The sequence below is a fragment of the Halorubrum sp. SP3 genome (genome assembly GCF_005435195.1).
In the GTDB taxonomy this organism is placed as follows: Archaea; Halobacteriota; Halobacteria; order Halobacteriales; family Haloferacaceae; genus Halorubrum; species Halorubrum sodomense.
In genome coordinates this window covers 33,068-46,833 of record NZ_SGTU01000015.1, presented here as the reverse complement: position 1 = coordinate 46,833, position 13,766 = coordinate 33,068, and the positions used below count along the sequence as shown (strand labels likewise).

Here is a 13,766-nt window from a genome sequence, read left to right as displayed (position 1 = left end):
CGCGAACCGGAGTGGACGCGTCCGACCGCAGGCGTTTTGAGACGCGGCGACGGAGTGAGCGTATGTTCCACGAGGTCGTCGACGACGGCGGACACGGACCCGACGTCGACGCCGACGAGACGACGGCGGCGGACCTGCTCGACGCCTTCGGGGCGGTGATGACGGAGGCGGCGTCGGAGATCGACACCGACCGGCTCGCCGGCGAGGTCGGGCTGACCGAGGCGGACGCGACCGCCGTCCGCGACGGCGACATCGGAGACGTCACGCTCACCGACGCCGCGGCCGTCCTCGCGGCGGCGGATCCGGACCGCGACGCGGACGCGATAGTGGCTGAGGTCCGCGACCACCTGCTGATGGGGATGGCGACCGCGGTGCTCGACGTGGACGCGATCGCCGCGAAGATCGACGCGGATCTCACCGGCCAGGAGGTCCAGCAGGCGCTGGAGGGGCGGACCGCGATGACGCTCGGGCAGCTCGCGGAGATACTCGCAGTCGTCGAGCGCCGGAAGCGATGAGGGTCGTCGTCGTCGGCTGCGGCTACGTCGGCATAGCGCTGGCGGAACAGCTCGACGCCCGCGGCCACGCGGTGACCGGCGTCCGTCGGTCCGACTCGGGGCTCGACGCGGTCGCGGCCGTCGGGCCCGAGGTGGAGGCCGTCCGCGCGGACGCGACTGACCCGGCGTCGCTGGATGCCCTACCGGACGCGGACGCCGTCGTCTTCGCGGCCAGTTCGGGCGGTCGCGGCGCCGACGCGGCGCGGGAGGTGTACGTCGACGGACTGGCGAACGTCGTCGACGAGTACGGCTCGCGGTCGTCCCGGCCGGACCGGTTGGTGTACACCTCCTCGACCGGCGTGTACGGCGACCACGACGGAGGGTGGGTCGACGAGGAGACGCCGGTCGAGCCGACCACGGAGAAGACTCGCGTCCTCGCCGAGGCCGAACGGATCGCGACGGAACGCGCGACCGACGTGGGGATCGACGGGACGGTCGTCCGGTTCGCGGGGCTGTACGGTCCCGATAGGTATCGGCTGGACCGGTACGTGGAGGGGCCGGTGACGGCCGGCTACCTGAACATGGTCCACCGCGACGACGCCGCGGGATCGATCCGACACCTGTTGGAGGCGGACCGCGCTCGCGACCGCGTCGTCCTCGTCGTCGACGACGAACCGGTCGAGAAACACGCGTTCGCGGACTGGCTCGCGGACGCCTGCGGCGTCCCGCGTCCGGAGAAGCTGTCGAAGGACGAACGGATCGCGGCGGGGGATCTCTCGGCGGCCGCGGAGCGTCGAATCCGGACGAGTAAGCGGTGTTCGAACGAACTGCTCCGCGAACTCGGCTACGAGTTCGTCCACCCGACGTTCCGCTCGGGATACCGCGACGCCGTGCGCGCGTACCGGGCGCGGACCGCGTAGCGCGTCTCGGCCGGACGGCAGGCGATCAGGTTCGCAGTCGCCTGATAACGGGCGTTTTCGTCGGTCTCAGTCCATCGGAACGGTAACGAACCTTCATGTGTCGGGAGCGACTGGCCACAACGCATGCGAGCGATGAGCGCGGCCGGCGACCGATTCTCGCAGGCGGAAGCCATGGTTCGGCAGAACCCGGAAGTCGCCGTCGGCGTGGCGCTCGTCGTCCTGATCACCGTCGCGGTCGTCGTCGTGGTCCTCCGCGCTCGGCGGACGCCGGGAGTCAAATTCCGCCGACTACTGGCCGACGAAGAGGAGATAACGGTGCTGATGCACCCGAACCCGGACCCCGACGCGATGTCGGCCGCGGTCGGCGTGGCCTCCCTCGCAGACCAGGTCGACGTCGATGCGACCGTCCAGTACCCCGGACAGATCCGCCATCAGGAGAACCGCGCGTTCCGGACCGTTCTCGACCTCGAACTGGAGCCGATAAAACACGTGAGCGACCTCGCGGCCGAATCGGTCGTCTTGGTCGATCACAACGAGCCGCGGGGGTTCGCCGGCGCCGACGGCGTGTTGCCGATGGCCGTCGTCGACCACCACCCGGGCGACGGCGCCGGGGAGGCGTTCACCGACGTGCGGACCGACTACGGGGCGAGCGCCTCGGTCGTCGCGGAGTACTTCCGGGACAACGACGCGGTCCCCGTCCCGCCGGACAAACACGCGAGCGAAACGGGGAGCAGTCTGACGCTGTCGACCGACACCGCGACGGGCCTGTTGTATGGGATCTTGGCCGACACGAAACACCTCACCGTCGGCGCCAGCGAACCCGACTTCGCGGCGGCCGCTTACCTCTACCCCGGCGTCGACCAGGACCGCCTCGACCGCATCGCGAATCCCGCGGTCGACGCGGAGGTGTTGGAGGTGAAAGCGCGGGCCATCGCGGGACGGCGCATCGAGGGGTCGTTCGGAGTCGCAGACGTCGGCGGCGTGAACAACGTCGACGCGATCCCGCAGGCCGCCGACGAACTGATCCAACTGGAGGGAGTCAGCGCGGTCGTGGTGATCGGCGAGCGCGAGGGGACCGTCCACCTCTCGGGGCGGTCGCGCGACGACCGGGTCCACATGGGTAACGCGATAGCGGCGGTGTTAGACGACATTGACAACGCCAACGGCGGTGGCCACTCGCGGATGGGCGGCGGAACGATCGAGCCGGAGATCGACCCCACCGGGGAGACGGAGTCGGAGACCGTTGACCGCGACGCGCTCGCCGACGGCCTGTTCCGGGCGATGGCCGGCGACGTCTGACCGAGCCGCCGGAGTCACGCGACTCCCGCGACAGCCGAGCGTGCGGATTTAAGTCTCGGGCCGCGATGCGTTCGGCATGAACGTCGCTGACGCGGTCGACGACGGATGGCGGGCGCTCGTCGGCGTGGGAGTCGGCTACGCGCTCGCGGTGGGGCTGGTGTTTCTGCTGTTTTTCGTCGTGCCGTATCTGGCGGTCGCGGCGCTGTGAGGGGAAGCGTCGCGGTCGCGGAACGGGTGAACGAGAGGGAGCGACCGAATCGGACAGCGGCGCGGCGGGATCAGGCGAACGCCAGCGAGTCGTCGGCGCTCGTCTCGTCGTCCTGACTGAGCTTCTCGTGGGCCTCGAGGAAGTCGTCGAGCGTGACCTCCGTGCGGTCGTCGCGGATGGCGAACATTCCGGCCTCGGTACAGATCGCCTTGATGTCGGCTCCGGAGGCCTCGGGGGTCATCTCGGCCAGTTCCGCGAAGTCGACGCCGTCGGCGAGATTCATGTTGCGGGTGTGGATCTGGAAGATGATCTCGCGGCCCTCGGTCTCCGGTTTCGGCACTTCGATGAGGCGGTCGAAGCGACCGGGACGGAGGATGGCGGGGTCGAGCATGTCGAAGCGGTTGGTCGCGGCGATGATGCGCACGTCGCCGCGCTCGTCGAAGCCGTCCATCTCGGAGAGCAGCTGCATCATCGTCCGCTGGACCTCGGCGTCGCCCGAGGTCTTCGAGTCCGTGCGCTTCGAGGCGATGGCGTCGATCTCGTCGATGAAGAGGACGGCGGGCTGGTTCTCGCGGGCGACCTCGAACAGGTCCCGGACCAGCTTCGCGCCCTCGCCGATGAACTTGTGCACCAGCTCGGAGCCGGCCATCTTGATGAACGTCGCGTCCGTCTCGTTCGCGACGGCCTTCGCGAGCATCGTCTTCCCGGTACCCGGCGGGCCGTACAGCAGGACGCCGCTCGGGGGCGTGATCCCCACGTCCTCGAACATGTCGGGGTGTTCGAGGGGCATCTCGACGGTCTCGCGGACCTCCTGCATCTGGTCTTCGAGCCCGCCGATGTCGGCGTAGGTGACGTCCGGGGAGTGTTCGACCTGCATGACGCGGGCGCGAACGTCCGTCTCTTTTTCGAGCTTTTTGACCACCGACAGCGAGTTGTTGACCGCGACGCGGTCGTCGGGGTCGAGCTTCTCCCGCATCTCGTCGGTGATCTCGGTGAGCGCCTCCTGGTTGTTCCCGTGCTGTTTGATCACGGCGCCGTCGGGCGTGATCTCCTGTACCGTCGCCACGAACAGCGGGGACTGCTTCAGCTTCTTGTTCTCGTGGGTGAGCCGCTCTAACTTCTGTTGGTACTTGTTGTTCTCGGCGTTGGCGTCGAGGAGTTTGTCGCGCATCTCCTCGTTTTGGGACTCCAACACGTCGAGTCGCTCCTGTAAGGAGTCGATCTTCTCTTGTTTCGACGCCGCGCCCTCGTCGTAGGGCATATCGACGTCGTCGACCGTATCGCTCATTGTGTTTATTAAAGCGTCTCGCGGATAAGAGGCTTCGGGTGGGGGCACGACACCGCCCGTTTCGTCGGCGTCGACGGCGGAGGGCGGCGGACCGCACCGCAGTCGATCCGCGGTGTCGCCGCCGTGAGATACGTAGTAGTAATTAGAATGGATAGTAAATATTATCATACAGCATCCCGACGATCGGGACACGCATGAGCACGACCGATGCCGTCACCGCCGACGACGGGACCGCGGACCGCTGGGCGGCCGTTCGCGACCTCCCCCCGAGCGCGAAGCTGGTCGCGAAGGTACTGGACTACAACGACACGCTCACGCAGAGCGAACTGGCCGAGGAGACGCTGCTCCCGCCACGGACCGTCCGCTACGCGCTGTCGCGTCTCGAGGAGGAGGACGTCGTCGACTCTCGGTTCTCCTTCACAGACGCGCGGAAGCGGCTGTACTCGCTCGGTATCTGAGCGCGGCTCGTCCGATCGTCTCGGGCGGCCGACCGTCCCCGCGGGGAGGACCGCCCGCGACGGTTTATCACCGATGCCGCGCCAGTCAGCCCGTGGTCTCGACTACCGCCGTCAAGCGCGCGCTGGCCGCGCTCGCGACTCGCACCGACACCGCGAGGCGCCCGTACGTCGCCGTGATCGACGAGGCGGACGCCGCGCGAACCGACCTGCGTCGGGCGGCCGGATTCGTCGACGCCGTCGGCCTCGACCGGCTGGCGGACGCGGTCGACGCGGCGGACCGCGCGGACGACGAGGCCGCCGCCGAGCGCGGGCGCGACGCGCTCGCCGCGTATCGGGAGTTTCGCCGCGCCGCGGCGGGTGGCGGAGAGGAACGCGGCGACCGCGTCGACCGCGACGACGACCGCGACCACTTCCGCTCCGGCCCCGGAATCCCTAAGCCGGACACCGGCCAAGACCCGACCAGATGACACGGGTGATCCACACCGGCGACACCCACATCGGGTACTCGCAGTACCACTCGCCGGTCAGGCGCCAGGACTTCCTCGACGCGTTCGAGGCCGTGGTCGACGACGCGGTCGACGACGGCGTCGACGCCGTCGTCCACGCGGGCGACCTCTTCCACGACCGCCGGCCCGAACTGCGGGACCTGATGGGGACCATCTCCGTCCTCCGCCGGCTCGACGACGCCGGAATCCCCTTCCTCGCGGTCGTCGGCAACCACGAGTCGACCCGAGGCGGACAGTGGCTCGATCTCTTCGAGCGACTCGGGCTCGCGACCCGGCTCGGCGACGAGCCGGTCGTCGTGGGCGAGGCCGCCTTCTACGGGCTCGACCACGTCCCCGTCTCGCGGCGCGACGACCTCGACTACGCGTTCGCCGACCACGACGCAGAGTACGCGGCGCTCGTCGCGCACGGGCTCTTCGAGCCGTTCGGCTACGCCGACTGGGACACCGAGACCGTCCTGACCGAGAGCGACATCAACTTCGACGCCATGCTCCTCGGCGACAACCACACGCCCGACACCGCCGAGGTCGCCGACACGTGGGTCACGTACCCGGGCTCGACCGAGCGCGCGAGCGCGAGCGAGCGCGAGGGCCGCGGCTACAACCTCGTCGTCTTCGACGCCGACGCGGCCGGGGGCGACGACCGCGTCGAGATCCGGCGCCGCGCGCTCGACACGCGCCCGTTCGTCTTCGTCTCGGTCGAACTGCGCGAGGGGGAAGGCGAGTCCCGAGTCCGCGAGCGCGTTCGCGAGTACGACCTCGCGGAGGCGGTCGTCCACGTCGAAATCACCGGCGAGGGCGACCCGGTGACGCCGGCGGCCGTCGAGGAGTTCGCCACCGACGAGGGCGCGCTCATCGCGCGCGTCACGGACCGGCGCGAGACCGACGCCGACGGCGAGGTGGACGTGAGCTTCGCCGACCCGGAGGACGCGGTCCGCGACCGGCTCGACGAGATGGCGCTCTCGACGGCCGCGCGCGACGTGGAGCGCGCGGTCCGCGAGGACACGGTCCCCGACGCCAACGTCCGCGAGACGGTGAAACGCAGGGTCGAGGAGCGGCTCGACGAGGAGGCGGACCTCGACGCGTTCGAGCCGGTCGATTCGGGTCCCGGCGACTCCGAGGAGAACGACGGCGGCGACGACCAGTCGAACGCCGACGAGTCGGACGCTGAGTCCGACCCCGCGGAGGCGACGGACTCCGATCCGGCGTCGACCGACGGCCAGGTCTCCATGGAGGACTACCTGTGAAGTTCGACCGCGTCCGCCTCGCGAACTTCAAGCCGTACGGCGACGCCGACCTCCGGCTCACGGAGGGGGTCACGGTGATCCACGGGCTCAACGGCAGCGGGAAGTCGTCGCTCTTAGAAGCGTGCTTCTTCGCGCTGTACGGGTCGAAGGCGCTCGACGGCACCCTCGAAGACGTCATCACGAACGGCGAGGAGGAGACGGAGGTCGAGCTGTGGTTCACCCACGACGGCGTCTCCTACCGGGTCGAGCGGCGACTCAAGTCGTACGACGGCCGGATCGACCACCGGTGTACGCTCGAAGCGACCGACGGGAGCGACGTGACACGCGACGGGGCCCGAGCGGTCCGCGAGTTCGTCACCGAGCTGCTGCGGATGGACGCCGAGGCGTTCGTCAACTGCGCGTACGTCCGGCAGGGCGAGGTGAACAAGCTGATCAACGCCACCCCGCGGGAGCGACAGGACACGATCGACGACCTGCTCCAGTTGGGAAAACTGGAGGAGTACCGCGAGCGCGCCGGCGACGCCCGGCTCGGCGTCGAGGACGTGCTGGAGAACCGGCGCGGCCGGCTCGACCAGCTCGACGAGCAGATCGCCGCGAAGGAGGACCGGGACCTCCACGGGCGGCTCAACGAACTGGAGAGCGAGCTCGGTGAGGTCACCGACGAGATCGGCCGGTACGAGACCCAGCGCGAGCAGGCGAAGGAGACGCGCGACGCGGCCGCCGAGACGCTCGAGACCCACGCCGAGAAGCGCGAGAAACTGGAGTCGGTCGAGAGCGAGGTCGAGGAGATCGAGGCCGCGATCCGGGAGGCCGAGCGGGAGCGCGACGACCACCGCGACGCGATCCGCGAGGCCCGCGAGCGGATCGAGGAGATCGAGGCCGCGATCGACGACCGGCTCGACGACGCCGGGCTCGACGCGGCGAGCGAGGCGGCGATCGCCGAGCGCCGCGCGGAGCTCGACGACCGGGAGGCGGCGGTCCGCGACGAGCTCGACGACGAGCGGGTGACGGCCGAGGGGCTCCGAAACCAGGCGACGAACCTCGCCGGGAAGGCGGACGACCGCGCCGAGCGCGCCGCCGAGGTCGAGGCCGAGGCCGACGACCTCGCCGACGAGGCCGAGGCGGCGGCCGAGGCGGCCGACGAGCGCGAGTCCTCGATCGAGGAGCTCCGCGAGGAGGCCGAAGAGATCCGCGAGCGGTTCGCGGCGGCCGACGCCGACGTCGACCGCGACGGGGTCGCCGACGAGTTAGATCGGCTCCGGGAGCGGCGCGGCGAGGTGCGCGAGCGGATCGCCGAGCTGTCGGCCGAGCTGAAGAACGCCCGCGGGCGCGTCGAGGAGGCCGAGGAGCTGCTCGCGGCCGGGAAGTGTCCCGAGTGCGGCCAGCCGGTCGAGGACTCGCCGCACGCCAGCGGGATCGAGGCGGACCGCGAGCGCGTCGCTGAGCTCGAAGCGGAGCTGGAGGACGCCCGCGAGCGCGAGGGCGACCTCGACGAGCGGATCGCGGAGCTGGACGGGCTCGCGAGCGCCGCGGACCGGCTCGACGAGATCGACGACCGGGTCGAGACCCTCGAGGAGCGGGTCGCGGAGAAGCGCGACGAGGCGGAACGGAAACGAGAGGCGGCTGAGGCAAAGCGCGAGCGCGACGCCGAGCTCCGCGAAGAGGCGGACGAGACCCGCGAGGTCGCGGAGCAGAAGCGCGAGGAGGCAGCGGCGGCCGCGGCCCGCGTCGAGGAGCTCGAGGCGTCGCTGTCGGAGATCGGCGACGCCCGCGAGGCGGTGACGGCGGTCGAGGAGCGCCTGTCGGCGGTCGCGGACGCGGAAGACGAGATCGAGCGCCGCCGCGAGAAGCGGGAGAACCTCGAGGAGGTGAACGACGAGCGGCGCGACCGGCTCGCCGACAAGCGCGAGCGCCGCGACGAGCTGGCCGACGCCGTCGACGAGGCGGCCGTCGAGACGGCGAGGGAGCGGAAGGAAGAGGCCGAGCAGTACCTCGAGCAGGTCGCCGAGGAGCTCGACCGCCTCGACGAGCGGCGGGAGGAGATCCAGAACGCGATCGGCGGGGTGAAAGGCGAGCTCCGTGAGCTGGAGGCGCTCCGCGAGGAACGTGAGGCGCTCGGCGACCGGGTGGCAGCGCTGGAGGGGCTCCACGAGGAGACGAGCGAGCTGGAGTCGATGTACGGCGACCTGCGCGCGGAGCTTCGCCAGCGCAACGTGGCCGAGTTGGAGCGCACGCTCAACGAGACGTTCGAGCTCGTCTACGGCAACGACGCCTACTCGCACATCGAGCTCGACGGCGAGTACGTCCTCACCGTCTACCAGAAGGACGGCGAGCCGCTCGACCCCGAGCAGCTCTCCGGCGGCGAGCGCGCCCTGTTCAACCTCTCGCTGCGCTGTGCGATCTACCGGCTGCTCTCCGAGGGGATCGAAGGCGCGGCGCCGACCCCGCCGCTCATCCTCGACGAGCCGACCGTCTTCCTCGATTCCGGCCACGTCTCGCGGCTCGTGCGGCTGGTCGAGGAGATGCGCGGCTTCGGCGTGGCCCAGATCGTCATCGTGAGCCACGACGACGAGCTGGTCGGTGCGGCCGACGAGCTGGTCACCGTCGAGAAGGACCCGCGCTCGAACCGCTCGACCGTCCGCCGGGAGGACGCGGCGGAGCTCGACGTCGCGTCGCTCGCGGACGACTGACTGCGGTATCGCCTGAGGGGGCGTCCCCCGGGCGCGTCGATCGACGGCTTCCGGTCGCCCCGCCCGGCGGCGAGCGGCACTCACGCCCCCGTCTGCTCGAACAGATAGACGAACGTACCGAGGGCACCGGCGACGCTAAGCCCGGCGTATACGAGTAGGTACCGCCACGAATCCGCCGCGGAGTATCGGAAAGCTGCAACTGCGGCGACCCCGGCGAGCGCGAGGAACCCGAACATGACCGGCGGACCGGCCAGTCCGAGACGGTGAGCCAGGAGTCGTTCCGAGGCGAGCGGGGCGAGGAGACCGCAACAGACCGCGAGGAGGGCGGCGGCGAGGCGCCTGTCCCGTCGGAGCGCCATAGACGAGGGTTTTCGGACGACCGGCAAGTGCTTTCTGTCGGCGTCGAACGCCGACGCCGGCGGGGTCGGTCGTCGTCGGCCGCGCGGTCACCCGTCTCCGTTCGCCTCGCCGCGCAACAGCGCCATCGCCTCGGCCGCGACCGGGGTCGCCTCGTAGCCGCGCCGCCCCGCGACCTCGGCCTCCGCGACCAGTCCGGCCGCGCGGAACTCTGAGAGCGCGCCGTGGAGGTCCGACTCGCACATGTCGGCGGCGTCGAGGAGGTCGATCGCGGCGATCGGTCCCTCGTCGACGACCACGGCGAGCAGACCGAGCGACCGGTCGTCGCGGACCGCGCCGAGCGTCCGGCGGACCGGTTCCGGCACGCCGGAGGCGGCGGTCGCGAGCGGCGACTCGCCGTCGACGACGCTGAGCTCCTCGTTGTCGACGTACCGCTCCGCGCCGGTAGCCGGGTCCCGCACGCGGCTGGACTCGGCAGAGCGCTTCACGAGGAGGTACGTCTCGCCGTCGCCGTCGCGGACCGTCTGCATGGTCGGAAGGGGGCGCTCGTCGGACATTACGTTTCCGGGGGCGCCGCCTCGGGGGCGGCGTCCGGGTCCGCGTCGCTCTCCGGAGCCGCGTCGTTCCGAAGATTCGCGTCTGGCTCCGGATCCGCGTCGCGCTTCTCGTCTCGCGACCGCTTCCACGACCGGTACGTCTGGTAGGTCCGGACGCCGGCGAACAGGCCGACGACGAAGAGGGCCGGCCCGACCCGCGACCAGCCCTCGAAGTACCACACCATCGGCCCGAGCGCGACGAGGAGGACGGCGGCGTTGGCGTAGATGACGGCGACGACGAACGCCCGGAGGGTGCGCTGGTCCACGTCGCTCGCGCCCTCGAAGTCGCCCCCGTCGTCGAACGTCTTCACCGAGGGCGCCTTCGGGACGTCGGGCGTCATCTCCCGCTCGGCGTCGGAACTCTCGCCGACGGAGATTTCGCCCTCGTCGTCCTCGTCGAGGCTGAACACGCCCCGGCGTACGCCGCGCCGGGGCAAAGGGGTTCCGGGGCCGAACGAGGCGGCGAGCCGCGCCGGCCGACCGCGGCGCTGGGGCCGGGAGCCCCGTCAGAGCGCGTCGGCGAGCCGTACCGTTCGGCTCGCTTCGACCCACGCGAGCGGGTTCGTGGCGTCGAACAGCACCACGTTCCCGTCGTCTTGGTACACCTCCACCTCGGCGTCGACCGCGTCGGAATCGGCCGGGCGAGCCGCCTGGGATTCGGAACGTGGGTCCGAAGACATGAACCGTGGTAAGTCATCACACATTAAATGCCTTTCCGTGGCGGGATAGCTCGCCGCACCCGAAAGCCGAGTTTTTTAGCCGGGTGACGCCGAAGCACGGGTATGACTCAGTCGGGGCTGTCGGACTTCTCGTCGAGCGGGGACGCGGGCGACGGGGCCGACGGCGGCACGGAAACCGAGCGAGAGGACCTCGCCGCCCAGGAGGCGGCCGTCGTCGCCGGAAGCGGACGGGGACGCGTCAGCGACGTGGTCGACGTCGACGAGGCGAAGTTCCCGGAGTCGACCGGGACCGTCGAGCTGATGATCACCCAGATCGACTACGCCGTCGAGGGGTACGGCAGCGACGAGTACCCGGTCGTCCACGTGTTCGGCCGGCGACCGGCCGAGAACGTCGACGGCGACGCCGAACACGTCGACGGCGACGCCGACCGCGACGTCGTCGAACACCTCCGCGTGCTGGGCGTCGAGCCGTACTTTTACGTCCCCACGGCCGACCTCGACCGCGACCCCGTCGAGGAGTACGACGTGGTGATCGGGACGCGCGAGGAGAACCCGGACGGCGAGCCGTACGAGAGCATCCGCGGCGAGCCGCTCACCCGGATCGTCACGCGCACGCCCCGCGACGTGGGGAACATCCGCGACGACTTCGAGACCAGCTTCGAGGCGGACATCCTCTTCCCGAACCGCTTTCTGATCGACAACGGCCTCAACGGCGGGATCCGCGTCGAGGAGCGGCGCCTCGACGACGGCGAGGGGACGATCCAGGTCCACGAGGGGCACCTCGAACCCGCGGATGTCGACGCCGAGATGCGCGTGAACACCTTCGACATCGAGGTCGACGACCGGCGCGGCTTCCCCGAGGACGGCGAGGAGCCGATCATCTGTCTCACCAGCCACGACTCCTACGACGACGAGTACGTCGTCTGGCTGTACGACGCGCCCGAGGCCGAGATCCCGCCGCCCGAGGACCTCCCCGACTACGAGGGGATCGTCGGCGACGGCGAGGAACTCGACTTCCGGGTCCGCACCTTCGAGGAGGAGGCCGCCATGCTCGACGCGTTCGTCGAGTACATCGACGAGACGGACCCCGACCTCCTGACGGGGTGGAACTTCGAGGACTTCGACGCGCCGTACGTGCTCGACCGGCTGGAGGTGCTCGACGAGGAGAGCGAATACGACCTCGACGTCGACCGGCTCTCCCGGATCGGCGAGGTGTGGCGCTCGGGCTGGGGCGGCCCGGACGTGAAGGGCCGGGTCGTCTTCGACCTGCTGTACGCCTACAAGCGCACGATGTTCACGGAGCTGGAGTCGTACCGGCTCGACGCGGTCGGCGAGCGCGAGCTCGGCGTCGGCAAGGAGCGCTACACCGGCGACATCGGTGACCTCTGGGAGCAGGACCCCGAGCGCCTCCTAGAGTACAGCATCCGCGACGTGGAGCTGTGCGTCGAGATCGACCGGAAGCAGGACGTGATCGCCTTCTGGGACGAGGTGCGCACCTTCGTCGGCTGTAAGATCGAGGACGCTCCGACGCCCGGCGACACCGTCGACATGTACGTCCTCCACAAGGCGTTCGGGAAGTTCGCGCTCCCCACGAAGGGCCAACAGGAGTCGGAGGAGTTCGAGGGCGGCGCCGTCTTCGACCCCATCACCGGCGTGAAGGAGATGGTGACGGTCCAGGACCTGAAGAGCCTCTACCCGATGTGTATGGTGACGATCAACGCCGGGCCGGAGACGAAGGTCGACCCCGCGGAGCACGACGGCGAGACGTACGTCGCGCCCAACGGGACCCACTTCCGAAAGGAGCCGGACGGCATCATGCGCGAGATGGTCGACGAGCTCCTCTCCGAGCGCGAGGAGAAGAAGGCGCTCCGGAACGACCACGAGCCCGGCACCGAGCCGTACGAGCAGTACGACCGCCAGCAGGGAGCTGTCAAGGTTATTATGAACTCTCTGTACGGCGTTACGGGGTGGGATCGGTTCCGCTTATACGACAAAGAGGGCGCAGCAGCCGTCACGGCGACCGGTCGAGAGGTCATCGACTTTACCGAGGAGGCCGCAGAAGAGCTTAATTATCAGGTTGCTTATGGTGATACCGATTCGGTTATGTTATCTCTTTCTGACATGTCAAAGGAGGAGGCGATCGAGACCTCCTTCGAGATAGCGGACCACATCAACGAGCGGTACGACGACTTTGCGCGCGACGAGCTCAACGCCGACGAGCACCGCTTCCAGATCGAGTTCGAGAAGCTCTACCGGCGGTTCTTCCAGGCGGGCAAAAAGAAGCGGTACGCGGGCCACATCGTCTGGAAGGAGGGGAAAGACGTCGACGACATCGACATCACCGGCTTCGAGTACAAGCGCTCGGACATCGCCGGCATCACGAAGGAGGTCCAGCAGAACGTCATCGAGACGATCGTCACGGGCGACGACATCGACGAGGACATGGAGGAGGTGAAAGGGTACCTCGTGGACGTCATCGCGCGGGTCCTCGACGGCGACATGGACCTCGACGAGATCGGGATCCCCGGCGGGATCGGGAAGAAGCTCGACGCCTACGAGACGCCGACCGCACAGGTGCGCGGGGCGAAGTACGCGAACCTGATGCTCGGCACCAACTTCGGCAGCGGGTCGAAGCCGAAGCGGGTGTACATCGAGAAGGTCCACCCCGACTTCTGGGCGCGGATGGAAGACGAGGAGGGGCTCGACCCGCAGCGGGACCGCCTGTACGGGGAGTTCAAGCGCGACCCGGACGTGATCTGCTTCGAGTACGCCGACCAGGTGCCCGACGAGTTCGAGGTCGACTGGGAGAAGATGCTGGACAAGACCCTCAAAGGCCCGATAGAGCGCGTCATCGAGGCGCTCGGGATGTCGTGGGAGGAGGTCAAGACCGGGCAGGAGCAGACCGGGCTCGGCTCGTTCATGTGACCGACGGCGAGGCGAAAGGCGCCGCGTCGAAAGCAGTTTTCGATCGAAAGAAAATTTCTTGATCGATCTGCGATTTTTGACGGGGAAATGCGTAACCATTA

Annotated in this window: 14 protein-coding genes; 9 read left to right on the top strand and 5 right to left on the bottom strand. The window is 69.3% G+C overall.

The genetic code is table 11. The features are described from left to right. The first annotated feature begins 62 nt into the window (after positions 1–62). The 4 genes from EXE42_RS11885 (at position 63) to EXE42_RS20625 (ending at position 2,921) form a co-directional block, all read left to right on the top strand. Positions 63–515 (top strand): DUF5791 family protein, encoded by a 453-nt coding sequence (locus tag EXE42_RS11885; protein ID WP_092920657.1) that lies wholly within the window; start codon positions 63–65, stop codon positions 513–515. Next, the gene (locus EXE42_RS11880) at positions 512–1,414 is read left to right on the top strand and encodes an NAD-dependent epimerase/dehydratase family protein (protein ID WP_137706583.1); all 903 of its coding nucleotides are present in this window, start codon (positions 512–514) and stop codon (positions 1,412–1,414) included. Before EXE42_RS11885 ends, EXE42_RS11880 begins: the two co-directional genes overlap by 4 nt. Before the next feature lie 123 nt (positions 1,415–1,537). Further along, positions 1,538–2,713 (top strand): bifunctional oligoribonuclease/PAP phosphatase NrnA, encoded by a 1,176-nt coding sequence (locus tag EXE42_RS11875; protein WP_092920655.1) that lies wholly within the window; start codon positions 1,538–1,540, stop codon positions 2,711–2,713. 76 nt (positions 2,714–2,789) lie between these two features. Next, a complete protein-coding gene (locus tag EXE42_RS20625) occupies positions 2,790–2,921 on the top strand; it encodes a hypothetical protein (RefSeq protein ID WP_255510255.1) in 132 nt (43 codons plus the stop codon). Between the two features lie 70 nt (positions 2,922–2,991). Here EXE42_RS20625 and EXE42_RS11870 read toward each other — a convergent pair whose 3' ends face one another. Then, positions 2,992–4,209, bottom strand: coding sequence for a proteasome-activating nucleotidase (locus tag EXE42_RS11870; RefSeq protein WP_092920654.1), 1,218 nt, complete (start codon positions 4,207–4,209; stop codon positions 2,992–2,994). Positions 4,210–4,403: 194 nt separating this feature from the next. On the opposite strand from EXE42_RS11870, the gene EXE42_RS11865 reads away from it, so the two are divergent. The 4 genes from EXE42_RS11865 (at position 4,404) to rad50 (ending at position 9,107) form a co-directional block, all read left to right on the top strand. Further along, entirely contained in the window at positions 4,404–4,667 is a 264-nt protein-coding gene (locus EXE42_RS11865) for a helix-turn-helix domain-containing protein (protein ID WP_049931722.1), read from the top strand. Positions 4,668–4,759: 92 nt separating this feature from the next. Next, the gene (locus EXE42_RS11860) at positions 4,760–5,134 is read left to right on the top strand and encodes a hypothetical protein (protein WP_092920653.1); all 375 of its coding nucleotides are present in this window, start codon (positions 4,760–4,762) and stop codon (positions 5,132–5,134) included. Beyond that, on the top strand, positions 5,131–6,417 hold the full coding sequence (mre11, locus tag EXE42_RS11855; RefSeq protein WP_137706582.1) for a DNA double-strand break repair protein Mre11: 1,287 nt from the start codon (positions 5,131–5,133) through the stop codon (positions 6,415–6,417). The genes EXE42_RS11860 and mre11 overlap by 4 nt, the downstream gene beginning before the upstream one ends. After that, entirely contained in the window at positions 6,414–9,107 is a 2,694-nt protein-coding gene (gene rad50 / locus EXE42_RS11850) for a DNA double-strand break repair ATPase Rad50 (RefSeq protein WP_137706581.1), read from the top strand. The genes mre11 and rad50 overlap by 4 nt, the downstream gene beginning before the upstream one ends. A gap of 80 nt (positions 9,108–9,187) precedes the next feature. On the opposite strand, the gene EXE42_RS11845 is transcribed toward rad50, so the two are convergent. The 4 genes from EXE42_RS11845 to EXE42_RS19355 all read right to left on the bottom strand — a co-directional run bounded on the left by EXE42_RS11845 (position 9,188) and on the right by EXE42_RS19355 (position 10,740). Beyond that, positions 9,188–9,466, bottom strand: coding sequence for a hypothetical protein (locus EXE42_RS11845; RefSeq protein WP_137706580.1), 279 nt, complete (start codon positions 9,464–9,466; stop codon positions 9,188–9,190). Between the two features lie 87 nt (positions 9,467–9,553). Beyond that, positions 9,554–9,994 carry a hypothetical protein gene (locus EXE42_RS11840; RefSeq protein ID WP_137706579.1) on the bottom strand — a complete coding sequence of 147 codons (441 nt, stop codon included), beginning with the start codon at positions 9,992–9,994 and terminating at the stop codon, positions 9,554–9,556. A gap of 26 nt (positions 9,995–10,020) precedes the next feature. After that, on the bottom strand, positions 10,021–10,470 hold the full coding sequence (locus tag EXE42_RS11835; RefSeq protein WP_137706578.1) for a hypothetical protein: 450 nt from the start codon (positions 10,468–10,470) through the stop codon (positions 10,021–10,023). A gap of 96 nt (positions 10,471–10,566) precedes the next feature. Beyond that, positions 10,567–10,740: a hypothetical protein gene (locus EXE42_RS19355; protein WP_167603334.1), complete on the bottom strand. Its 174-nt coding sequence runs from the start codon at positions 10,738–10,740 to the stop codon at positions 10,567–10,569. Positions 10,741–10,842: 102 nt separating this feature from the next. Between EXE42_RS19355 and EXE42_RS11830 the strand changes: the two genes are divergently transcribed. Next, positions 10,843–13,665: a DNA-directed DNA polymerase gene (locus EXE42_RS11830; protein WP_137706577.1), complete on the top strand. Its 2,823-nt coding sequence runs from the start codon at positions 10,843–10,845 to the stop codon at positions 13,663–13,665. The last annotated feature ends 101 nt before the right edge of the window (positions 13,666–13,766 follow it).